Genomic DNA, 21,264 nt, shown 5'->3' on the forward strand with positions numbered 1-21,264 from the left:
GAGGGAGCGGGCGGGGGGCGAGGCGGGTCAGGGGGTGGCGTGCAGGGCGGACCGGGGCGCGGTGGGGACCGCCTCCGTATCCCGGCGGGCGGCCCGGGCGGCAGCCCGGTCCCGGAGCCGGATCCAGGCGACGATCAGCAGAATCAGCGGCAGCAGCGGCAGGGCGACCAGCAGCACGATGCCGACCGCGAGGAGCTGACCGGCGGCGTACCGGCCGGATGTCGGGGTGGTTCGGGCGCGACCGGGGGACCGGTCGGGGCGGGAGCCAGCAGGCGACATGTCGAGACCTTAGGGGAGGGTGGGATTACCGGCCATGCTACGGCCCTTGACGGCATCTGCCCGATTTTTCGTTCGTTCGGCGGAACCCCGACCCACCACTCGCGGTGCCTGGTCGTCGACTGTCCGCGACCGCCGCACCGTCCGGTAAACGGGACTCTGCTGATCGCCGACCGCCCGCAACCGGCCGGCGAGGCGGTTCGGCAGCCGGGGCGCTCCCGATCGGCTACCCTGCCCGCCGGTCCGGCGCCGAACCCCCGGCGACCGGCTCTGGCAGCGCGATCCGGGGCACTGCTTCGGCGGCCCGGCTGCGGGCCGGCCCGGCCCCGATAGACTCTGCGGCTATGAGCCTGTGTAGGGAGCGAATCAGCCAGCCCAGTGCCGTGCGGCCCGATACCCCTGCCGAGCGCGGCGAGGTGACGGCATGACCGTGGAGGAGTCGGAGACGTCCGCCGGACGGCTGTTGGGCACGGTCCGTGGGCCGCGGGACGTCAAGCGGATGTCCGCCGAGCAACTGGCGTTGCTCGCCGCCGAGATCCGGGACTTCCTGGTCGCGAAGGTCTCCCGGACCGGCGGGCACCTCGGCCCGAACCTCGGGGTGGTCGAGCTGACCCTGGCCATGCACCGGGTCTTCGACTCGCCGCGGGACCGCTTCCTCTTCGACACCGGGCACCAGGCGTACGTGCACAAGATGCTCACCGGGCGGCAGGAGGGCTTCGACCAGCTCCGCCAGCGCGGTGGCCTCTCCGGCTATCCGAGCCAGGCGGAGAGCGAGCACGACCTGATCGAGAACTCGCACGCCTCGACCGCGCTCTCCTATGCGGACGGGCTGGCCAAGGCGTACGCGCTGCGCGGCGAGTCGCGCAACGTGGTGGCGGTGGTCGGTGACGGGGCGCTGACCGGCGGCATGTGCTGGGAGGCGCTGAACAACATCGCCACCGCCCGCAACCCGCTGGTCATCGTGGTCAACGACAACGGCCGGTCGTACGCGCCGACGATCGGCGGCCTGGCCGACCACCTGGCCACGCTGCGGCTCAACCCCGGCTACGAGAAGGTGCTGGACGCCGTCAAGGAGGCGCTCGGCTCCACCCCGCTGGTCGGCAGGCCGATGTACGAGGTGCTGCACGCGGTCAAGAAGGGCATCAAGGACGCGGTCGCGCCGCAGGCGATGTTCGAGGACCTCGGCATCAAATACCTCGGCCCGGTCGACGGGCACGACGTGGCGGCGATGGAGTCGGCGCTGCGCCGCGCCAAGGGCTTCGGCGGGCCGGTGATAGTGCACGCGGTGACCCGCAAGGGTCTGGGCTACCGCCCGGCCGAGGAGGACGACGCCGACTGCCTGCACAGCCCTGGCACCTTCGACGTGGAGACCGGCAAGCTGCTGGCCGCGCCCTCGGTGAAGTGGACGCACGTCTTCGCCGACGAGCTGGTCGCGATCGCCGACGAGCGGCCGGACGTGGTCGGGATCACCGCCGCGATGGCCGAGCCGACCGGCATCGCGCCGATGGCCCACAAGTACCCGAACCGGGTCTACGACGTCGGCATCGCCGAGCAGCACGCCGCCACCTCGGCCGCCGGCCTCGCCATGGGCGGCCTGCACCCGGTGGTGGCCGTCTACGCGACCTTCCTCAACCGCGCCTTCGACCAGGTGCTGCTCGACGTCGCCATGCACCGGCTGCCGGTGACGTTCGTGCTGGACCGGGCCGGGATCACCGGCCCGGACGGGCCGAGCCACTACGGCATCTGGGACATGTCCGTCTTCGGGGTGGTGCCCGGGCTGCGGATCGCCGCGCCCCGGGACGCCGCCACCCTGCGGGCCGAGCTGCGCGAGGCGGTCGCGGTCGAGGACGGGCCGACGATCCTGCGCTTCCCGACCGGCTCCGTCGTCGCCGACCTGCCGGCGGTACGCCGGATCACCGCCGCCGACTCGGTCTCCGGCGGCGTGGACGTACTCGCCGAGTCCGCCCGCACCGACGTGCTGCTGGTCGCGGTCGGCGCCTTCGGGCAGCTCGGCGTCGAGGTGGCCGCCCGGGTCGCCGAGCAGGGGTACGGCGTGACGGTGGTCGACCCGCGCTGGGTGCGGCCGATCCCGCCGGAGCTGGTCACGCTGGCCGGCAGCCACCGGCTGGTGGTCACGGTCGAGGACGGCGTACGTGCCGGCGGGGTCGGTGACGCGCTGGCCAAGGCGATGCGCGACGCCGACCTGCGGGTGCCGGTACGCGACCTCGGCGTGCCGTCGGTCTGGCAGCCGCACGGCACCCGGGCGCAGATCCTCGCCGACCTGGGACTGACCGCGCAGGACGTGGCCCGGGACGTCACCGGCTGGGTCTCCCAGCTCGACGACGAACCCATCGCCCCGGTCCGCGTCACCGCCCCCAACGGCGACCGGGCCACGAAGGGCCGCAACGGCCGGGGCGTCGCCTGATCCCGCTGCTTCGCTGATGTGGTGGCTTCGTCCGACGACGAGGCCACCACATCACCGGAACAGCCCGCACTACATCACCAGAACAGCCCGATCGCGAGCGCGGCTCAGTTGCCGCCGGCCGAGCGGTCGGTGGTCTTGTCCGGGGTGGTCAGGCTGAAGGTTTCCCGGGTGGTCGGCTTCGGCACCACGACGAGGCCGGGGCGGTCGACCAGGCGGGTGGTGTTCGGCGGCACCGCGAGGCTGGTCTCCGGGTTCGGCTGCCAGGCCAGCACCACGACGGGGCTGGAGAGCGGCAGGACGTACGCCTGGAGCGGTTCGAGTCGGTCGGCGGCCGAGACCACCGGCGGGCCCTCGGCGGGCCGGAGCAGGGCCGCCGTCATCATCCCCTCGTCGGTACGCCAGCTCAGCTGTTCGAGCCTGGCCGGCTTCTCCCCGGCACCGACCAGCTCGACCTCGGCCAACTCCTTCGTCGACAGCCGGTCGATCGGCCAGGAGACCGGCACCGAACCGGGGTGGACCTCGCCGTGCACCCGGTGCGGGATGCTGCCGAACGGCCCGGTCTTGCTGGCCAGGGCGCAGGTGTCGAGGCCGTCCAGCACTTTCGCGCCGGAGCCGGTGTCGTCGCTGACCAGCGGATAGCGCGGCCCCTCGATGCCGGTGCCGAGGTCGATGAGCCGGTCGGCGGCCTTGCCGCTCGGCAGTGACTCGCTGGGGCGCAGTCGGGCGGTGACGGTGCGGGCGGCGCAGGCCGGCAGCGCGACCGGGCCGGTCAGGCCGTCGGTGACGGCCAGCGGCCGGCGGTCCGGCCCGAGGAGCCGGTCCACCCGGGCGGAGACGAGGTAGCGCCGGCCGGTGGGCAACTGCACCGGCAGTACGTCGGAGTAGACCAGGTAGCCGGGATCGGTGTACTCCACCGCCCGGTCGACGCGGAAGTCGGCTCCGTCGCCGGTCAGCTGCAACAGCCAGGAGCCCGCCTCGCCGGGCACGTCGGCGGCGACCAGGGCGAGCCGGTTGCCGTCGACCTCGCCGAGCCAGAGGATGCCGGAGGAGGGCAGGTGCACCCGGTCCTCGACCGGGGAGCGCCACTCGTCGACGGCCCGGGCCACCGCCGAGGTCGCTTGTGGATCACCGGCCAGGGTGCCCCGTGAGGGCCAGACCTGGAGCGTGCCGTCCAGTGTGTCGTAGCCGACCCGGAGCGCGACCGGGGGCTCCTTGGGAACCGTGCCGCAGCCGCCGGTGAGGAGGGCCAGGGTGAGGGCCGCGCCGACGATCCCGCTACGAGGGAGTGAACCCACCGCTGTGCTCCCGATCCGCCTCAGTCGTCAACAGAAGCCACATCCTACGAGATCTCGGACGCGGCTCGGGCGTGACCCGGAAAAGCCCGACCGATCGGGGACGGCCGGTGCGGTGACGCGACTCGCCCTGCGGAAACCCGCCGCCCAGGCAACTGGGACCAATGGGGTACTCCTGTAGACTCCGCCGACTGTGACGCTTGCCCAGCCACGCCTGCACAGCACCCCGGACCCGGAGGGCCCCGAGTCGGGAAGCCGAACGGCGACCGGAACCGACGGGGGCGCGGCGGAGCCGGCGGATTCGGGCACCGGTCCCGAGACCGGCTCGGAGACCGCGTCGACGGCACCCGCCGCCGACCGGGAGCCGGCGCCGCGTTCCGGCGGCGCGGGCGAGGGCTCGGGTACCCCGGACCGGAACACCGGCCACCCGGCCACCCGGCCGGCCCGCTGGCCCACCTGGCGACGCGACCTCGCCGTCTACGCCGCCTTCCTGGTCGCCGGCTTCTGGGTGACCAGCCAGATCTGGCTCGACCCGGCCGGCCGGGTCGCCTCGCTCTACAGCAGCGACCCCGCCCAGGTGCAGTACTTCCTGGCCCACTCCGTCCGGGTGGTGCTGCACGGCGAGTTCCCGTTCTTCACCGACCGGCTGAACTATCCCGACGGCGTCAACCTGATGGCCAACACGGCGATCCTGGGCCTGGGCATCCCGATGGTGCCGGTGACGCTGCTGTTCGGGCCGGCGGTCTCCTTCGTGGTGCTGGTGACGATCGGCCTGGCCGGCACCGCCTCCGCCTGGTACTACGTGATCTCCCGGCACCTGGTCAGCGCGCCGATCGCGGCGATCGTCGGCGGCTGGTTCTGCGGCTTCTCCCCGGCGCTGCTCTCGCACGCCAACTGGCACCCCAACATCATCTCGCAGTTCCTGCTGCCGTTCATCGTCTGGCGGGTACTGGTGCTGACCCGCTCCACCCGGCCGGTCCGGGACGGCGTGATCCTCGCCCTGCTGGTCACCTACCAGGCGTTCATCAACGAGGAGATCCTGCTCTTCACCGCGATGGCCTGCGGGGTCTTCCTGCTCGCCGTACTCGTGCAGGAGCCGTCCCGGTGGAGGGCGGCGTGGCGGCCGCTCGGCGCCGGGCTCGCGGTCTGCACGGTGCTCGCCGGGGCGCTGCTGGCGTACCCGCTGATCGTGCAGTTCGCGGGCCGGCAGGCGTACCACGGGCTCAGCGACGCGGTACGGGACTACGGCAACGACCTGGCCGCGTTCTTCGTACCCGGCTCCACCACGCTCGGCGGCAACCAGCGGGCCAACCTCGACCTCGCCCCGAACTACTCGGAGGAGAACGCCTTCTTCGGCTGGAGCCTGGCGCTGCTGACCGTGGCGATCGTGGTCTGGCTCCGCCGCGAGGTGGTGATCCGGGCGCTCGCGGTGACCGGCCTGCTCTTCGCGATCCTCTCGCTCGGCGAGCGGATCTCCTGGTGGAACCGGGGCGCCTTCTGGGGGCCGTGGGACGTCCTGGTCCGGGCCCCGCTGCTCGACGCGGTGGTGCCGACCCGGTTCGGCCTGATCACCACCGTGGTGATCGGACTGCTGCTCGCGCTCGCCACCGACCGGGCCTGGAAGCTGGAGATCGCCGACCGCAAGGCGCTGCGTACCGTGGTGGTGGCCGCGCTGGCGATCGCGCTGGTGCCGATCCTGCCGCTGCCGCTGCGCGAGGTGAGCCGGCCGCCGGTGCCGCACTTCATCACCTCCGGCCAGTGGCGGCCGTACGTCGGTGCCGACCAGACGCTGGTGCCGGTGCCGATCCCGGCGATGGGGCACACCAACGGGATGCGCTGGGCCGCCGCCGTCAACCTCGACTTCAAGATCCCGGGCGGCTACTTCCTGGCGCCCCGCAACGGCAACACCGGCGACCCCGGCCGGTTCGGCGGCCGGCCCAGCGGGCTCAGCGCGGTCCTCGACCGGGTCGCCACCAGCGGCCAGCCGGCGACGCTGACCGACCGGCAGCGCCGGCGCGCCCTGGACGAGCTGCGACACTGGCGGGCCGCGATCCTGGTACTCCCGGTCCGGCAGGACAACGTCGAGGCGCTGCGCAGCACCGTCGAACAGCTCGCCGGCCCGGCCCGGCGTACCGCCGACGTGTGGGTGTGGGACGTGCGCGCCCTGACCGACCGCACGGCTGGGTGAGCGGGCCGGGTCGACCCGCCGAGACCGCGCCGGACGTCGCGGTCCCGGCGGCCGTGTCGTCGACCGCCGCCGGCCGCCGGGCGGCGCTGCGGCGCGTCGCCACCGACCGGCTCGGCGCGCTGCGGGCCTGGTCGGCGCGGCGGCGGGCTCCGCTCGTCGACGCGGCGGTCGTGCTGCTCTACCTGGCGGCCGCCGGCCACGTCACCTCCGGGCTCTGGCTGCACCGGGACCGGATGACCTACGCCAGCAACGACATGATGCTCTTCGAGTGGATGCTGGCCCGGGCCGCCCGGGCGGTGACCCACCTGGAGAACCCGTTCTACAGCACCGCGTTGAACGCGCCGGACGGGATCAACCTGATGGCGAACACCTCGGTGCTCGGCCTCGGCGTGCCGCTGACCCCGGTGACACTGCTGGCCGGCTCGCAGGCCAGCTATCTGCTCGCGGTCGTGCTCGCGCTGGCCGGTACGGCCACCGCCTGGTATCTCTTCCTGTCCCGCCGGATCGTCGACTCCCGGCTCGGCGCGGCCGTCGCCGGCCTCTTCTGCGGGTTCGCGCCCGGGATGATCTCCCAGGCCACCGGGCACCTGCACATGATCGCCCAGTTCCTGGTGCCGGCCATCCTCGCGGTCGTCTTCGACCCGCGCACCGACCGGGTGCTCCGGCGCGGCGTACTGCTCGGCGTGCTGGTCAGCTATCAGGTCTTCCTCGGCGAGGAGGTGCTGGCCTTCCTGGTGCTCGCCTGCGGGCTCTTCACCGTCGGCTACGCGCTCTCGGCCCCGCGTACCGCCCGGCGGCTGGCCCCGGCGTTCCTCGGCCGGCTCGGCGTCGGTACCGGGGTCGGGGTGGTGCTGCTGGCGTACCCGCTGTGGTTCCAGTTCTTCGGGCCGGGGCACTACCGCGGGCTGCCGTTCGACCCGAAGGCGTACCCGCTGGACCTGGCGTCGTTCACCGCCGCGTCCCGACAGTCGATCACCGGTCACGACTCGGTGCCGGGGATGCTCTCGCCGAACCTGACCGAGGAGAACTCCTTCTTCGGGCTGGGGCTGATCGTGCTCTGCGCGGTGGTGGCGATCTGGCAGTGGCGGCGGCCGCTGGTGCGGGCGCTGGTGCTCTGCACACTCGTCTTCGCCGCGCTCTCGCTCGGCGAGGACGTACGGCTGGGCGGGGAGGTGCTGGAGCTGCCCGGCCCGTACCGGCTGGTCTCCGGGCTGCCGCTGATCGACCTGGCGGTGCCGGCCCGGTTTCCGCTGATCTGCGTACCCGCCCTGGCGATCCTGCTGGCGCTGGCCTTCGACGAGGTCTTCCGGCGTACGCCGGGCGGCGGCACGACGGAGGACGGGACAACGGGCGGCGTGACAACGGGCGGCGGGCGGGTGCCGGTCCGGCTGCTCTGGACCGGGGCGGTGGTCGCCGTACTGCTGCCGCTGGTGCCGACGCCGCTGGAGACCAGGCCGGTCTGGCCGGTACCGGAGTTCGTCGCCAGCGGCGAGTGGCGGTCGTACGTGCCGCCGGGGCGTACCCTCGTGGCCGTGCCGCCGACCAGGGGCTCCGAGGCGACCGCCGGGATGTACTGGTCGGCCCGGACCGGGCTGGCCTTCACCGCGCCGGGCGGCTACTTCATCGGACCCGCCGGGCCGGACGATCCGCAGGCGCGCTGGGGTGCGCCGGACCGCCCGACGGCGGTGCTGCTGGACCGGGTCGCCGCCACCGGTGAGGTGCCGCCGATCGGCGAGGCCGAACGGCGGCAGGCGATCGAGGACCTGCGGCACTGGCGGGCCGCGATCGTGGTGCAGGGCGGCCTGCACCGGGGCGTGCCGGTCAGGGAAACTCTCGACCAGCTGCTCGGGCCGGGCCGGGACATCTCCGGCGCCTGGGTCTGGGACGTCCGCGCCCTCGTCGACTGATCCCGTCGCCCGCCCCGGAGGTCCCGCCCCGGAGGTCCCGACCCCGCTCAGCGGATCAGCCGCGCTCAGCGGGTCAGCCGCGCTCAGCGGGTCAGCCGCGCTCAGCGGGTCAGTCGACCTCAGCGGGTCAGTCGACCTGAGCGGGTCAGCCGACCTCAGCGGGTCAGTCGACCAGCGACCGGACGTCCCAGAGCCAGACGTCGTCGACCCGCTGCGCGGGGCCGAGCAGCCCGGCCAGCAGGACGTGCAGGGCGGGTGCGGCCGGGTGGTCGCCGAGCACCACCACCGAGGCCTTCCAGAACCGCAGGTCCTCGATCGCCTGGCGACGGTTCTCCTCGGTGACCAGGGGTGCCGCGCCCCGGTCCATCGTCCCGTAGATCAGCAGGCTGGTCGGCCGGGACGGTGCGCCGAAGACCCCGAAGCCCTGCGCGTCCGGGCCGATGAAATAGCCGGCCGGGATCGGGAACTCATGCCCGGTCAGCGCGCTCCAGCGCAGCGTGGAGAGGCCGTGCACGTTGCTCGGGATGGGTACCGGCACCAGGGTCCGGCCGGCCGGCACGTAGGGTCGCCAGGCCCCGGAGCTGATGAAGTGCGGCGGCGGGTCGATGTGCATGGCCGGCAGCGGGCGCGGGACGATCGGCAGCAGCGCGAGCACGATCGCGGCGTACGCGAAGATCCGCAGCCGTGGCCGGGCCGGCTCGACCGCCCCGGCGAGGTCGAGCGAAGCGCCGCCGGACGCCGGGCCGCCGTTGGCCGAGGCGCCGACCGACGACGTGACGCCGTCGCCGCCCGCACCGCCGGACGACGCGGCACCGCCGGACGACGCGGCCCCGGCAGACGACGCGGCACCGTTCGGGGCGGCGCCGTTCGCGGCGGCCGGCCGGCGCCCGCTCCGGGCGACGTCGTTCCAGGCGAGCGCGACCAGGATCCCGACGGCGGCGACCGTGACCAGACTCAGCCGGGTCGGCATCATCATCTCGATCAGCGGCAGGTCCTCCGGCAGCAGGTGCCACGGACCCTCGTGCTCGGTGAGCCGGCCGTCGTAGCGGATCTGCCGGCCCAGCGAGGCGAGCGCGAAACCGGCACCGAGCAGCGCGGCGATCCGGGCGACCACGGAGGTCCGCCAGAGCAGTACCGCGACCAGCACGACCAGCCCGACGAGCGGCCAGCCCAGCCAGGTGTTCTGCTCGGTCACCCCGATGGTCTTCTCCACCTCCGGCGAGCCGGCGATGGTGTCCCGGGAGTAGGTGACGAAGGCCCGCAGGTCCTCGCCCCAGTTGTGGAAGACGCCGCCCTGTAGCCCCCGGTAGGACTGCGGGCCGTTGAACTGGTACCAGATCGGGTAGCCGGCCAGCAGCAGCGCCAGCGCGCCGCCGACGCCGAGGCCGCGCAGCAGGTTCCAGACCCGGTGCCGCAGCACCGACCAGCGGAAGGCGGCGTAGAGCGGTACCGCCACCGCGCAGGCCAGCGCGGTGAGCAGCAGCATCTCCTCGTTGATGAAGATCTGGTACGCCACCAGCAGCCCCAGCACCAGCCCGTTGCGCAGCCACCGCCCCGGCTCGCCGAGCCGGAACACCCGGACCACGATCAGCGGGAGCAGGAAGTTGGAGACGAAGTTCGGCTGGCCGTTGGCGTGGTGGATGATGCCCGGCGCGAAGCCGAGGAAGGCCCCGCCGACGAAGGCCGCGCCCCGCGAGGAGACCAGATACCGGGAGAGCATCCAGTACGAGGTGGCGGCCGTCGCCGCGAGCGCACCGCCGAGATAGAGCGCGTACGTGACCTGCGGGCCGAAGAGCCAGGTGAGCGGGGCCAGCGGCAGGGTGACGCCCAACAGCGAGGTGTTGGCCATCATGTTCACCCCGTCCGGGGCGTTCTGCCGGGCGGAGAAGAGCGGGTTCTCCAGGTGCTGCACCGAGTACGCGCCGTGCGCGAAGAGCCACTCGAACCAACTGTGGTCGGTCGGCAGGTGTGAGGAGACCCGGTGGTTGACGTCGACCCAGTAGTTGGCGCACACGAAGACGCCGAGCAGGACGTACGCTCCGATGGCCAGTACGTCGACCCGTGCGGGCGCTCGGAAGACCCGCCACTGTCGAGATCGACCGACCTCGGTCGAGCCGGCTTCGGCGTCCGAAGAGTTGTCCACCACCGGAATTGCCACGAGGCGCCATCGTACAGGTGGGTTCGCGTCCGAATTGCCGCTACCCGCTCCGGTGTGACCGGAGTGTGCCGGACCAGCGTGCCGGCCCATACCGGACCATCCGGACGGCGTCCCGCCGGGCCGGGCCGGGCCGGGGGAGTCGGGGAGGGAGGGGAATGCCCACCATCGAGCTTGGTGAGTTGACCGCCGGGGCCGGCACGGAGCTGTCCGGGCCGGACCGGACCGTGCGGCGGCGGACGGGCCGGCGCCGCACGCCCCGGTCGGGGTTGCTCGCGGCGGTGCTGGCCGGGCTGCTCGGCACGGTGGCGGCCGGCGGCCCGGTCCCGCGCGGCTGGCCGGCGGAGACCGTACCGGCCCGGCTCGGCGCCACCGTCCTCGCCGACCGGGAGTGGATGTTCGTCGCCGAACCCGGGCGGCCCGGTGAGGGCGGTGCGGAGCTGGCCGCGTACCGGCTGCCGGAGGCGGAGCCGGGCTGGCGGGTGGCGTTGCCGACCGACGACGTCGACAGCCTCCAGTCGCTCGGCGACCACCTGCTGCTGCTGACCTATTCGGGACCGACGGGCCGGAAGGCCCGGTTGACGGTGCTGGACGTGCCGGCCGGTGCCGTGGCCTGGACCCGCGAGGCGAGCCTGATGGCGGTCAGCACCGGCGGCGACCTGGTGCTCCGGGCGTCCGGCGAGGAGTGGCGGCCGGACGGGGAGAGCGGGCCCGGCACGCTGGAGGCGGTCGATCCGGCCTCCGGGGCGGTGCGGTGGTCACTGCCGGTGCCGGCCGGCGCCGTGCCGTCGTTCGACCTGTCGGCCGGCGACTGGACGGCACCGGTCCGCGCCTCGACCCTGGTCCTCACCCTGCCGTCCGGTCGGGTCGAGGTCCGCGACCTCGGCAGCGGTGTCGTGCTGCGGGCCGTCCGGCTGCCACCGCCGGGTGCCGGGTCGCGGAGCAACTGGCGGGGCGACGTCGCCGCCGGGCTCTTCTTCGTGTACGACGAGAGCACGGTGACCGCGTACGGTCTGCCCCGGCTGGACCGGCGCTGGTCGGTCCCGTTCCAGCCCGTCGTCGAGTACGGGCCGGTCCGCTGCGGAGTCGACCTGTGCAGTCTGCGCCCCCAGCACGGGGTCAGCCTCCGGGACGGGCGGACCGGCGCGATCCGCTGGTCGGACGAGCGCTGGACCGGCATCTGGAGCGTCGGTGACACGCTCTTCGGCGCGCGGTCCGGTGACGGCGGCGGGACCGAGTCGCTCTCGATCCTCGATCCGGCCACCGGGCGGGTACTCGCCGACCTCGGCTCCTGGGCCTTCCTCGCGCCGCGCGGATCGCGGTTCGTCGGCCTCCGGTACGGCGCGGACCAGCGGGCCTGGGTGGTGGAGTTCGATCCGGCGACCTGGCGGAGCCGGCTGCTGGCGGTGCTCCCCGGGGTGTCGGGTGACTGCGGGCTGTCCGCCACGGTGCTGCACTGCCGCCGGCCGGACGCCTCGATCGGGGTGTGGCGCCTGCCCGGATGACCGGCCGGGTCGCGCCTGCCGGCTGTCACTTGTCGGGCACGGATAGGTTGTCCCCTACAGGCAGCCGGGGAGGTCGTGGTGCGGGTACTGGTGGTGGAGGACGAGCGCAACCTGGCCGACGCGATCGTCCGGGGGCTGCGCCGGCGGGGCATGGCGGTCGACGTCGCGTACGACGGCTCGACCGGGCACGAGATGGCCTTCGTCACCCGGTACGACGTGGTGGTGCTCGATCGGGACCTGCCGGGCGTGCACGGCGACCAGATCTGTGCCGACCTGGTCACCTCGGAGGCGCTGACCCGGGTGCTGATGCTGACCGCCAGCGGTACGGTCGCCGACCGGGTCGAGGGGCTCCAGCTCGGCGCCGACGACTACCTGCCGAAGCCGTTCGCCTTCGACGAGCTGGTCGCCCGGGTGCAGGCCCTCGGCCGCCGGGCGACCCCGGTCACCCCACCGGTGCTGACCGTGGCCGACCTGGTGGTCGATCCGGCCCGGCGGGTGGCGACCCGGGGCGGCGCGGCGGTCGACCTGACCCGTAAGGAGTTCGGCGTGCTGGAGGAGCTGCTCAAGGCTCGCGGGGCGGTGGTCTCCAGCGAGGAACTCCTGGAACGGGTCTGGGACGCCAACACCGACCCGTTCACCACCACCGTCCGGGTGACCGTGATGACGTTGCGGAAGAAACTCGGCGACCCCCCGCTGATCGAGACGGTGGTCGGCGCCGGCTACCGGATACCCGACCCGTACGTGCCAGGGCAGGTGAGCGCGTGACCGTCTATCTGACCCGTCGCCGGCCCCGGGTGCGGCCCACCCTGCGCCTGCGGCTGACCCTGCTCAACGGCGTCCTGCTGATCGGCGCCGGGGCGATCCTGGTGGTGCTCGCCTGGCTGCTGGTGGGGGACGCGCTGACCCCGGACATCCGGCTGCGGTCGAATCCGACGCTCGAACTCTCCGACGGCCGGACGGTCGGCGCGATCGAGTGGCAGCGGGAGATGGCGCAGGCGGCGACCCGGGAACTGCTGGTCAAGGGGCTGCTGGCGCTGCTGGTGATCAGTGTCGTCGGGGTGCTCGGGGCGTACGCGGTGGCCGGCCGGGCGCTGCGCCCGCTGCACCAGGTCACCTCGACCGCCCGACGGCTCGGCGAGGCCACCCTCGACCAGCGGATCCGCTACTCGGGTGCGGACGACGAGGTGGCCGAGCTGGCCGGCACCTTCGACGCGATGCTGGACCGGATCGCGGACGCCTTCGAGGCGCAGAAACGCTTCGTCGCCAACGCCTCGCACGAGCTGCGTACGCCGCTGGCGGTGATGCGTACCGAGATCGACGTCACGATGGCCGACGACGAGGCGGACGTCGCCGAGTACCGGCGGATGGCCACGGTGGTCCGGGACGCGTCCGAGCGGGCCAACAACCTGGTCGACGCGCTGCTGGTGCTGGCCCGCAGCGAGGCGCAGTCCGGTCGCCGGCTGGCCCGCAAGGCGCCGACCGACCTGGCCACCGGGGCCAGTGCGGCGCTCTCGGCGGTCCGGAACGAGACCACCCGGCTCAAGCTCCAGGTCGAGACGGCGTTGTCGCCGGCACCGGTGGTCGGCGATCCCGGCCTGCTGGAGCGGCTGGCCGGCAACCTGATCGAGAACGCGGTGCGTTACAACCACCTGCACGGACGGATGTGGGTGCGGACCGGTTCGGATCCCGAGCAGGCCTGGCTGGTGGTCGGCAACACCGGTTTCGAGGTGGAGCAGGCGGACGTGCCGGGGCTCTTCGAGGCGTTTCGGCGGGGCGGTCGGGAGCGGACCGGCGCCCGGGGCTCCGGGCTGGGGCTGTCGATCGTCCGGGCGGTCTGCGACGCGCACGGGGGCACGATCAGAGCGATCGCCCAGGACGGTGGCGGGCTGGAGGTGACGGTGACGCTGCCGGCCGCCGAGACCACTCCGGTGGTGGCCGCTTCGGCGGTGGTCGGCGGCGGCCCGGGGCCCGTGCCGGCCCGGCCGGTACCCGCGAGCGTCGCCACCAGCACCGCCAGCGTCGCCAGCACCGCCAGCACCGTTCCGCTGGGCTCGGCGTCCAGCCGGGCGGTCCCGGCCAACGCGCCGGTTCCGGGTACGTCGCCGCAGCCGACCCCCGGCACCCCGAGCGACCTGGCGGAGACCGACCCGGCACCCGGCTGACCGGCCGCTCCGTCGGCGGTTCCCGGCTCCCGGCTTCCGGCTTACGCGACGAGGTCGAGTTCGCGTACCTCGCGGCGGATTGCCCGCAGCCGGGCGGTGGTGATGCCGAGTTCCTGTGCCACGTCGGCGTCACTGGCCTCGGGGCGTTCGGCCTGGATCGCCGCCGCCAGCGCGGCGGTCTCGGTGATCGGCCGGCGCGGCCGGGCCGCAGCGCCCGACCTGGCCGCGCGACCGGTCGGGGCTCCCTTCCGGGCCGTTCCGGTCGCCGCCTTACGGGGCCTGGTGGCGGGGCCGGCCGACATCCCCGCGCCCGCACCGCCGGTCACGCCCGCCTCGGCCCGGCCGGGCGGAGCCGTGCTCGCCCCGTTTGCCGTGCCCGTTCCCGTCCCGTTGCCCGTCCTCGCCCCAGCCCCACCGGTCGACACGGCGAGCATCTCGCCGTTCACCCGGCCGACCCGCTCGGCCGCGCCGACCGCGCCGACGCGTTCGACCGCGCCGGCCGCTTCGACCGTGCCGACCCGCCCGACGGCGCCGACCGGTTCGACCGCGTCGACCCGTTGGATGGCGCCGACCGGTTCGACCGCGCCGAGCGGCCCGTCCCCGGGTGCCGGGGCGGCCTGGGCGGCCTGGGCGGCTCCGGCGGTCGTCGCGGCCTGGGCGGTGGCGATCCGGCCGCCCAACTCGACCAGGCAGATGCTGGCCACCACGATCAGACCGTCGACGGAGAGCGGCAGCAGGTACGGCGACGCGCCGGTCTCGCCGTACCGGGCGGCCACCCCGACCATGTGCCAGTACGACACCCAGGCGGCGATCCCGGCGATGGTGGCGGTGGCCGCCATCCGGGCGAACGCGAGGGAGCGGCGGTGCACCGGTACCCGTGAGATCAACTCGACGGTGAGCAGCAGCGCCAGCGGCGGCCAGGCGGCGATGGCCTGGCTGATCGGGTTGTCCCTGGCGTGCAGGATGTTGGCGACCACCGAGGCGGCGACCCCGAGCGCGAGGGTGGCGCGCACGGCCCAGCGGACCCGGCGAAGCTGTGGGAGGGGCACCGATCGCTCCTTGCCTGTCGTCGTGCTTCCTCTCGGCCCAGCGGACCAGCCGGCCTGACCGCTCATCCTTACGGCCGAACCGGTCTGGCCGGTGTACCGGCCGAATTTCCGGCGTGTCGCTCACCGCCCGGTGGCCGTCCGTGTGCTTGGCGTTGTCGTCGCGCCGTCCCGCCCGGCCGGTCGGCGGGGTCCGGCCCGACCCACGGTGGAAATCCCGGTTGCCGATCTTGAACTTTCGTGCGAGGCTTGCCGCCGTCAGCCCGGATCATGGGAGGAGGTGCGGTAGATGGTTGCGCTGTCCTGTCCCGCGCCTCGCTTCGGCCACCGCTGACCGACCCGCGTTCCTCCGCGAGGCGCACACTCCCGCATGGAGGATCCGTGCGTTCCATCATCCACAACGTCAGCTTCGACTGCGCCGACACGTACCGGCTCGCCAGCTTCTGGGCCCAGGTGCTGGACCGGTCCCTGCGACCGGAGGACCAGCCGGGCGACGACGAGATCACCCTGCTGTCGCCGGACGGTGTCAGCCCGCAGGTCTTCTTCCAGCGGGTACCGGAGGGCAGGTCGGGCAAGAACCGACTGCACATCTGCCTGCAACCGGCCGACCGGACCCGGGACGAGGAGGTCGACCGGCTCTTCGGGCTCGGTGCCACCCTGGTCGCCGACCACCGCCGGCCGGACGGCACCGGTTGGGCGGTGCTCGCCGACCCGGAGGGCAACGAGTTCTGCGTCGAGCGGAGCGCCGCCGAGCGCGCCGGCTGAGCCACGGCGCACCGGCGCGGAGCGGTCGCCCGGGCCGCTCCGCGCCGGCAGCGTTCCTGCTCAGAGCACTAGAAAGGGGCGTCATCGTAGGCGCCCTGCGGCGGCTCGTAGGCCGGTAGCGCGGGCTCCGTCCGACGAAGGTCGTGCCCACCCCAGTAACGCAGGTTGAGCATTGCGGTTTCGGTGTGCCGCCAGTGCGGGTCGGCGGCGACAGCGGCTCCGACGCGGGCGGACAGGGCGGCGCGGTGCGGGGTGAGTTCGGGCGCGGAGGCCAGGTTCACGGCGGCGATGAGGGCGGCGTCGCGCACGTTCTCGTCGGGATCGTCGAGGCAGGCGGTGACCACGGCGAAGAGTCGCTGCCGCATCGGGCGGAGCGGGCCGCCGATGTTCTCGCCGCCGGCGGCGTCATCGCCGAACCATTCCCGCCACTGGACACCCATCGCGTATCCGAGCTGGGACAGCCAGAGCAGCAGTGCGGCCCGCAGCGGTCCGTCGCCATATTCGCGGCTGGGGCCGGGCTGGGCCCGGACCCGCGGGTCGGCCAGCGCCACGGCGACGAACCGGGCCGCCGCGGGTGTCGCCTCGTAGATGGTGCCCTGGTGGAACAACTCCTCCCACAGGTGGGAGAGAGCCCGCCGCGCGTCGTCACGGTCACCGGTCAGTAACCCCGCCAGGAGTCGCGGCGTCTCCGGCCAGGCTGGCCCGTGGCTGTGTGCCAGTGCCCGCCAGTTGGTCTGTTCGAGTACGGCTTCCGGACGCATCAGGGGAGCGTAGTGCCCTGACCGACACCGTCGACGTTTCCGGTCAGGGCACTAGCCGGGCAGCCGGGCCAGCAGGGCGTACGTGTTCGGCAGCCGACCCTGCCAGGCGGCCGCCGAGACCCCGTCCGGCCGCCAGAACGGTTCGGCGAACTCGGCGAGGTGGCGCAGTTCGAGGCCGGCCCCGAGTACCGCGTTGACCACCTCGCCCAGCGTCGACTGCCATTCCACGGCGCCGTTCGCCGGGAAGGTGTCGTTGACGTGCGACCGGCCGAAGTAGCTGCGGTCGGGTCGGATCCGGGGCTCGTCGGGGTCCCAACTCCAGAGCGGTACCGCCGGATGCCCCTCGTAGACGAAGAGGTGGCCGCCGGGGCGGAGCAGCCGGGCGACGTCCCGGGCCCAGGCGGTCAGGTCGGGCATCCAGATCAGTGCGCCCTTGCCGGTGTAGACCAGGTCGGCGCAGCCGTCCCGCAGCGGGGCGCCGGGCAGCCGGCCGACGACGTACCGGCAGGGGAGCGCCAGTTCGGCGGCCCGGCGGGCGGCGGCGGTGGCCGCGACCGAACTGAAGTCGACGCCGCAGACGGCGCGCGCCCCGGCCCGGACCAGGGCGACGTCGTCGAGGCCGTGCCCGCTCTGTAGGTGTACGACGCTCGGCGCCGACCGCAGCAGCGGCCCGAGCAGCGCGACCTCGGCCGGGAAGAGCGACGAGCCGTCGCGGGCCTGCCGGAGCAGGTCCTGGTATTCCCGGACGTGCTTGCCGGAGGCGGTCTCCCAGGCGACCCGGTTCCGGCTCGTCGTCTCACGATCCATGCCCTTGAATCTCGACGGGTACCAGCGGCGGCGCAACCGGATTCGCCCCGCCCAGGCCGGCCGGACCGACGCCCGGACCCACGCCCGGACTGACGGCGTCAGTGTCCGCCCGGCCGGTGCCTCGGCCGGTGCCCCGGCCCGCCGCCCGCTCGCCGAAGCCGCCGAGCACCGCCTCCAGCAGCGGCAGCGCGTGCAGCACCTGACCGGCCCGGATCAGCGTGTGCCAGGCCGGCTCGAACTTCTTCCAGCCGCCCGCGTACGCCACGTGCCGCAGCCGGCCGCGCAGACTGTCCTTCGTGGAGGCTCCGCGCCAGATCGCCGGCCAGCGGTAGAAGTCCCGGTAGGCCCGGTGGTAGCCGTCGGTGAGCTGGCTCGGGGTGAGCCCCTTCGGCCGGTAGACCACCTGCCGGGTGTCGTACCGGTCCCAGTCCCGGTGCAGGATCCGGTCCTGCGCGACCATCCGGTCGTAGAGCGCGGTGCCGGGGTACGGGGTGAGGATGTGGAAGGTTGCCGTCTCCACCCCCTGCTCGACCGCCCAGCCCACCGTACGGTCGAAGACGTCCGGCCCGTCGTCGTCCAGCCCGAAGACGAAGCTGCCGTTGACCATCACGCCGTGCTCGTGCAGCCGCCGTACCACCGCCGAGTAGTCCCGGCCGACGTTCTGCCGCTTGCGGGTTGCCGCCAGGTTGCCGTCGTTGACCGTCTCGAAGCCGACGAAGAGGCTGCGCAGCCCGGCGTCGACGGCGCGTTCGAGCAGGTCCGGTGCGAGTACCGCGTCGACGGTGCCGGCGGCCTGCCAGAGCCGGCCCATCCCGGCCATCCCGTCGAAGAGGGCCCGGGCGAACCGGCGGTTGCCGAACAGATGGTCGTCGAGGAAGTAGAGGTGCCGGCCGGGGAGCCGCTCGATCTCGGCCAGCGCGTCGTCGACCGCCTGGGTGTAGAACGACTTCCCGCCCTCGAAGAAGGCGTCCTTGTAGCAGAAGTCGCAGTGGTGCGGGCAGCCCCGGGAGACCACGATCGAGTTCGGTACCAGGTAGCGGTGCCGGGCGATCAGGTCCCGGCGTACCGGGGGCAGGCCGGCGAGGGTCCGGGTGGTGGAGACGTACCGGGGCTTGGGCTCGCGCCGGCGCAGGTCGGCGAGGAACTGCGGCCAGGTGTCCTCGCCCGGACCGAGGAAGATCGTGTCGGCGTGGGCCGCCGCCTCGTCCGGCAGCGCGGTGACGTGCAGGCCGCCGAGGACGACGTACGCGCCGAGGGCCCGGTAGTGGTCGGCGATCTCGTACGAGCGGCGGGCCGAGGTGATGTAGACCTGGATCACCACCAGGTCCGGGACGGGATCGTCGGTCAGGTCCAGCCGCTCGACGTGCTCGTCGTGCAGGCTCACCTGGGTGTCCTCGGGCAGATAGCCGGCGAGGGTGGCCAGGCCCAGCGGCGGGAACAGCGAGTACTTGATCGGTCGGAAGAACGGGCTGGTCGCCTCGGTCAGGGCCGGCAGGATCAGCTTGACGCGCATGCCTGCGACGCTAGGCAACCGGTGCGGGGCGACTGTGTTCCCGACGTGGAGACCCCGTGAAGGATGCCTCCGTCGGGGCTTCCGTGGGCCTCCGGAGTCCTCCGGGGTCCTCCCGACGGGACGAATCCAGTCCACGTCCAGTGGCAGTTCAGTCCGGTAAGCGAATCTTGAGCCCTGCCCGGCCGGCGCCCCCGCCCGGTCGGGCAGGCCACCGCCGGACACCAGCGGTGTCCGGGCAGATCGCGGTGATCTGGGACCAGGTCGCACAGCGCGCCGTGCGACTCGCCGGGACAGGTCCCTGATCACCTGCGATCGTGGCCGGGTCGGCTCAGCCGGGCAGGCTCGCGACGCCCGGGGGCAGGAACCGGCGGCCGGTGACCCGCTCGGAGGTGCCGGTCCGGTCCAGGTACGGCGTGACGCCACCGAGGTGGAACGGCCAGCCGGCGCCGAGGATCATGCAGAGGTCGATGTCCTGCGGCTCGGCGACCACACCCTCGTCCAGCATCAGCCGGATCTCCTCGGCCAGCGCGTCGAGTGCCCGCTGGCGTACCTGCTCGGCGGTCAACGGTGCGGAACCGACCTCCAGCAGCCCGGCCACCTCGGGGTTGACGTCGCCGTCGACCACCAGCGGCTTACCGGACTCGGCGATCCGCCGCAGGTTCTCGCTGACCCCGAACCGGTCCGGGAAGGCGGCGTGCAGCGTTCCGCCGACGTGGTACGCCACCGCCGGCCCGACGAGCTGGAGCAGCGCCAGCGGGCGCATCGGCAGGCCGAGCGGGTCGAGTGCGGCATCCGCGACCTCGGGCGGGGTGCCGGCGTCCACGGCCGCGAAGATCTCGCCGAGGAACCGGGTCAGCACCCGGTTGACCACGAACGCCGGGGCGTCGGCGACCAGTACGCAGGACTTGCGCAGTTCCTTGCCGACCGCGAACGCGGTGGCCAGGGTGGCGTCGTCGGTCCGCTCGCCCCGGACGATCTCCAGCAGCGGCAGGACCGCGACGGGGTTGAAGAAGTGGAACCCGACCACCCGCTCCGGGTGCTCCAGGTCGGCGGCCATCGCGCTGACCGAGAGCGAGGAGGTGTTGGTGGCGAGTACCGCCTCCGGGGAGACGATCTTCTCCAGCTCCGCCCAGACCTGCTTCTTCACCGCCAGGTCCTCGAAGACCGCCTCGATCACGAAGTCGGCGTCGGCGAAGACGCCCTTGTCGACCGAGCCGCTGACCAGGCCGCGCAGCTTGGCGGCCGTACCCTCGGGAAGCCGGCCCTTGCCGACCAGCTTGTCGATCTCGGCGTGCACGTAGCCGACGCCCTTGTCCACCCTGGACTGGTCGAGGTCGGTGAGCACCACCGGGACCTGGAGCCGGCGGGCGAAGAGGAGCGCGAGCTGCGACGCCATCAGGCCGGCGCCGACGATGCCGACCTTGGTCACCGGCCGGGCCAGGCCCTTGTCCGGCGCCCCGACCGGTCGCTTGGCCCGGCGCTGCACCAGGTCGAAGGAGTAGAGCCCGCTGCGCAGTTCCTCGCTGAAGACCAGCTCGGCCAGCGCCTCCACCTCGGCGGCCATCCCCCTGGGCAGCCCGTCCGGGTCGCCCTCGGCGGGCGCGTCCGGCGCCTCGCGGGCCAGCTCCAGCAGCTCCAGCGCCCGGTTCGCGGCCGGGACCGCGCCGTGCAGCCGCTCGTCGAGCGTCTGCCGGGCGAAGTAGAGCACGCCGTCCCACATCTCCCGGTCGACCTCCGGCCGGGTCACCTGGACCTCGCCGCGCACCACCTGCGCGGCCCACTCCAGCGAGCGCTCCAGGAAGTCGGCCGGCTCGAAGAGGACGTCCGCGATGCCCAGCTCGGCGGCCTGCTTCGGCTTGAGCATCCGGTTCTGCATCAGCGGGTTCTGGATGACCACCTGGGCGGCACCGGCGATGCCGATCAGGTTGGGCAGCAGTTGGGTGCCGCCCCAGCCGGGGACCAGGCCGAGGGAGACCTCGGGCAGGGCCAGCGCGGCGGCGCCGCCGGAGAGCGTCCGGTAGTGGCAGTGCAGCGCCAGTTCCAGCCCGCCGCCCATCGCGGCGCCGTTGACGAAGGCGAAGGTCGGCACGGCGCTGGTGCGCAGCCGGCCGAAGACCCGGTGGCCGAGCCGGCCGATCTCGCGGGCCTGGTCGCGGTCCGCGAGCAGCGGCATGCCGGTGACGTCGGCGCCGACGCAGAAGATGTACGGCTTGCCGGTCACCGCCACGAACGCCGGCTCGGCGGCGAGCGCCTCGGTGATCGCGTTGTCCAGACTGGACAGTCCGGCCGGGCCGAAGGTGTTCGGCTTGGTGTGGTCGAACCCGTTGTCCAGGGTGATCAGCGCGGCGGGCCGGTCCAGCCCCGGCAGGTTCACCAGCCGGAGCAGCGAACGGGTGACCACCTCGTTCGGGTTACGCGGAACCGTCACTGCGCCACCTTCCGATCGGACTGCGGGGCTCGCA

14 protein-coding genes and 1 pseudogene are annotated in these 21,264 nt (G+C 73.5%); 7 read left to right on the plus strand and 8 right to left on the minus strand.

Going from position 1 to position 21,264, the window contains the following annotated elements:
• Positions 1–27: 27 nt before the first annotated feature.
• Positions 28–279, minus strand: a complete 252-nt coding sequence (locus C6W10_RS37285; protein ID WP_159079333.1) for a hypothetical protein — start codon at positions 277–279, stop codon at positions 28–30.
• A 421-nt stretch (positions 280–700) separates the two neighbouring features.
• Here C6W10_RS37285 and dxs point away from each other — a divergent pair, with 421 nt between their 5' ends.
• On the plus strand, positions 701–2,701 hold the full coding sequence (gene dxs / locus C6W10_RS15215) for a 1-deoxy-D-xylulose-5-phosphate synthase (protein WP_107258648.1): 2,001 nt from the start codon (positions 701–703) through the stop codon (positions 2,699–2,701).
• Positions 2,702–2,805: 104 nt separating this feature from the next.
• On the opposite strand, the gene C6W10_RS15220 is transcribed toward dxs, so the two are convergent.
• Complete coding sequence (locus tag C6W10_RS15220) at positions 2,806–3,996, minus strand: hypothetical protein (protein ID WP_107258649.1); 1,191 nt, start codon at positions 3,994–3,996, stop codon at positions 2,806–2,808.
• A 190-nt stretch (positions 3,997–4,186) separates the two neighbouring features.
• On the opposite strand from C6W10_RS15220, the gene C6W10_RS15225 reads away from it, so the two are divergent.
• Positions 4,187–6,181: a hypothetical protein gene (locus tag C6W10_RS15225; RefSeq protein WP_234361758.1), complete on the plus strand. Its 1,995-nt coding sequence runs from the start codon at positions 4,187–4,189 to the stop codon at positions 6,179–6,181.
• Positions 6,178–8,088 carry a hypothetical protein gene (locus tag C6W10_RS15230; RefSeq protein WP_107258650.1) on the plus strand — a complete coding sequence of 637 codons (1,911 nt, stop codon included), beginning with the start codon at positions 6,178–6,180 and terminating at the stop codon, positions 8,086–8,088. Before C6W10_RS15225 ends, C6W10_RS15230 begins: the two co-directional genes overlap by 4 nt.
• A 163-nt stretch (positions 8,089–8,251) precedes the next feature.
• Here C6W10_RS15230 and C6W10_RS15235 read toward each other — a convergent pair whose 3' ends face one another.
• Entirely contained in the window at positions 8,252–10,234 is a 1,983-nt protein-coding gene (locus C6W10_RS15235; protein WP_234361907.1) for a hypothetical protein, read from the minus strand.
• A gap of 167 nt (positions 10,235–10,401) precedes the next feature.
• On the opposite strand from C6W10_RS15235, the gene C6W10_RS15240 reads away from it, so the two are divergent.
• From C6W10_RS15240 to C6W10_RS15250, 3 genes and pseudogenes are all read left to right on the plus strand, one after another.
• Positions 10,402–11,748 carry a PQQ-binding-like beta-propeller repeat protein gene (locus C6W10_RS15240; RefSeq protein ID WP_107258652.1) on the plus strand — a complete coding sequence of 449 codons (1,347 nt, stop codon included), beginning with the start codon at positions 10,402–10,404 and terminating at the stop codon, positions 11,746–11,748.
• 78 nt (positions 11,749–11,826) lie between these two features.
• Positions 11,827–12,513 (plus strand): response regulator transcription factor, encoded by a 687-nt coding sequence (locus C6W10_RS15245; protein ID WP_107263962.1) that lies wholly within the window; start codon positions 11,827–11,829, stop codon positions 12,511–12,513.
• Positions 12,514–12,521: 8 nt separating this feature from the next.
• Positions 12,522–13,730, plus strand: a pseudogene (locus tag C6W10_RS15250) (sensor histidine kinase); the annotation flags it as partial.
• Between the two features lie 221 nt (positions 13,731–13,951).
• Here C6W10_RS15250 and C6W10_RS38535 read toward each other — a convergent pair.
• Positions 13,952–15,025: a DUF2637 domain-containing protein gene (locus tag C6W10_RS38535; RefSeq protein WP_369938456.1), complete on the minus strand. Its 1,074-nt coding sequence runs from the start codon at positions 15,023–15,025 to the stop codon at positions 13,952–13,954.
• Positions 15,026–15,337: 312 nt separating this feature from the next.
• Here C6W10_RS38535 and C6W10_RS37290 point away from each other — a divergent pair, with 312 nt between their 5' ends.
• Positions 15,338–15,721: a VOC family protein gene (locus C6W10_RS37290; protein ID WP_159104593.1), complete on the plus strand. Its 384-nt coding sequence runs from the start codon at positions 15,338–15,340 to the stop codon at positions 15,719–15,721.
• Positions 15,722–15,789: 68 nt separating this feature from the next.
• On the opposite strand, the gene C6W10_RS15265 is transcribed toward C6W10_RS37290, so the two are convergent.
• The 4 genes from C6W10_RS15265 to C6W10_RS15280 all read right to left on the minus strand — a co-directional run bounded on the left by C6W10_RS15265 (position 15,790) and on the right by C6W10_RS15280 (position 21,230).
• Complete coding sequence (locus C6W10_RS15265; protein WP_107258654.1) at positions 15,790–16,482, minus strand: hypothetical protein; 693 nt, start codon at positions 16,480–16,482, stop codon at positions 15,790–15,792.
• A 51-nt stretch (positions 16,483–16,533) separates the two neighbouring features.
• The gene (locus C6W10_RS15270; protein WP_107258655.1) at positions 16,534–17,289 is read right to left on the minus strand and encodes a bifunctional 2-polyprenyl-6-hydroxyphenol methylase/3-demethylubiquinol 3-O-methyltransferase UbiG; all 756 of its coding nucleotides are present in this window, start codon (positions 17,287–17,289) and stop codon (positions 16,534–16,536) included.
• Positions 17,279–18,802: a radical SAM protein gene (locus C6W10_RS15275; RefSeq protein ID WP_107258656.1), complete on the minus strand. Its 1,524-nt coding sequence runs from the start codon at positions 18,800–18,802 to the stop codon at positions 17,279–17,281. Before C6W10_RS15275 ends, C6W10_RS15270 begins: the two co-directional genes overlap by 11 nt.
• 328 nt (positions 18,803–19,130) lie before the next feature.
• Positions 19,131–21,230 carry a 3-hydroxyacyl-CoA dehydrogenase NAD-binding domain-containing protein gene (locus C6W10_RS15280; protein WP_107258657.1) on the minus strand — a complete coding sequence of 700 codons (2,100 nt, stop codon included), beginning with the start codon at positions 21,228–21,230 and terminating at the stop codon, positions 19,131–19,133.
• Between the last annotated feature and the right edge of the window lie 34 nt (positions 21,231–21,264).

It is taken from the genome of Plantactinospora sp. BB1 (assembly GCF_003030385.1).
GTDB lineage: Bacteria > Actinomycetota > Actinomycetes > Mycobacteriales > Micromonosporaceae > Plantactinospora.

Bases quoted from the DNA above. Each gene is read 5' to 3' on its own strand.
- C6W10_RS38535 (WP_369938456.1), bottom strand. From the start codon at position 15,025: ATGAGCGGTCAGGCCGGCTGGTCCGCTGGGCCGAGAGGAAGCACGACG.
- C6W10_RS15265 (WP_107258654.1), bottom strand. From the start codon at position 16,482: ATGCGTCCGGAAGCCGTACTCGAACAGACCAACTGGCGGGCACTGGCA.
- C6W10_RS15275 (WP_107258656.1), bottom strand. From the start codon at position 18,802: ATGCGCGTCAAGCTGATCCTGCCGGCCCTGACCGAGGCGACCAGCCCG.
- C6W10_RS15240 (WP_107258652.1), top strand. From the start codon at position 10,402: ATGCCCACCATCGAGCTTGGTGAGTTGACCGCCGGGGCCGGCACGGAG.
- C6W10_RS37285 (WP_159079333.1), bottom strand. From the start codon at position 279: ATGTCGCCTGCTGGCTCCCGCCCCGACCGGTCCCCCGGTCGCGCCCGA.
- C6W10_RS15270 (WP_107258655.1), bottom strand. From the start codon at position 17,289: ATGGATCGTGAGACGACGAGCCGGAACCGGGTCGCCTGGGAGACCGCC.
- dxs (WP_107258648.1), top strand. From the start codon at position 701: ATGACCGTGGAGGAGTCGGAGACGTCCGCCGGACGGCTGTTGGGCACG.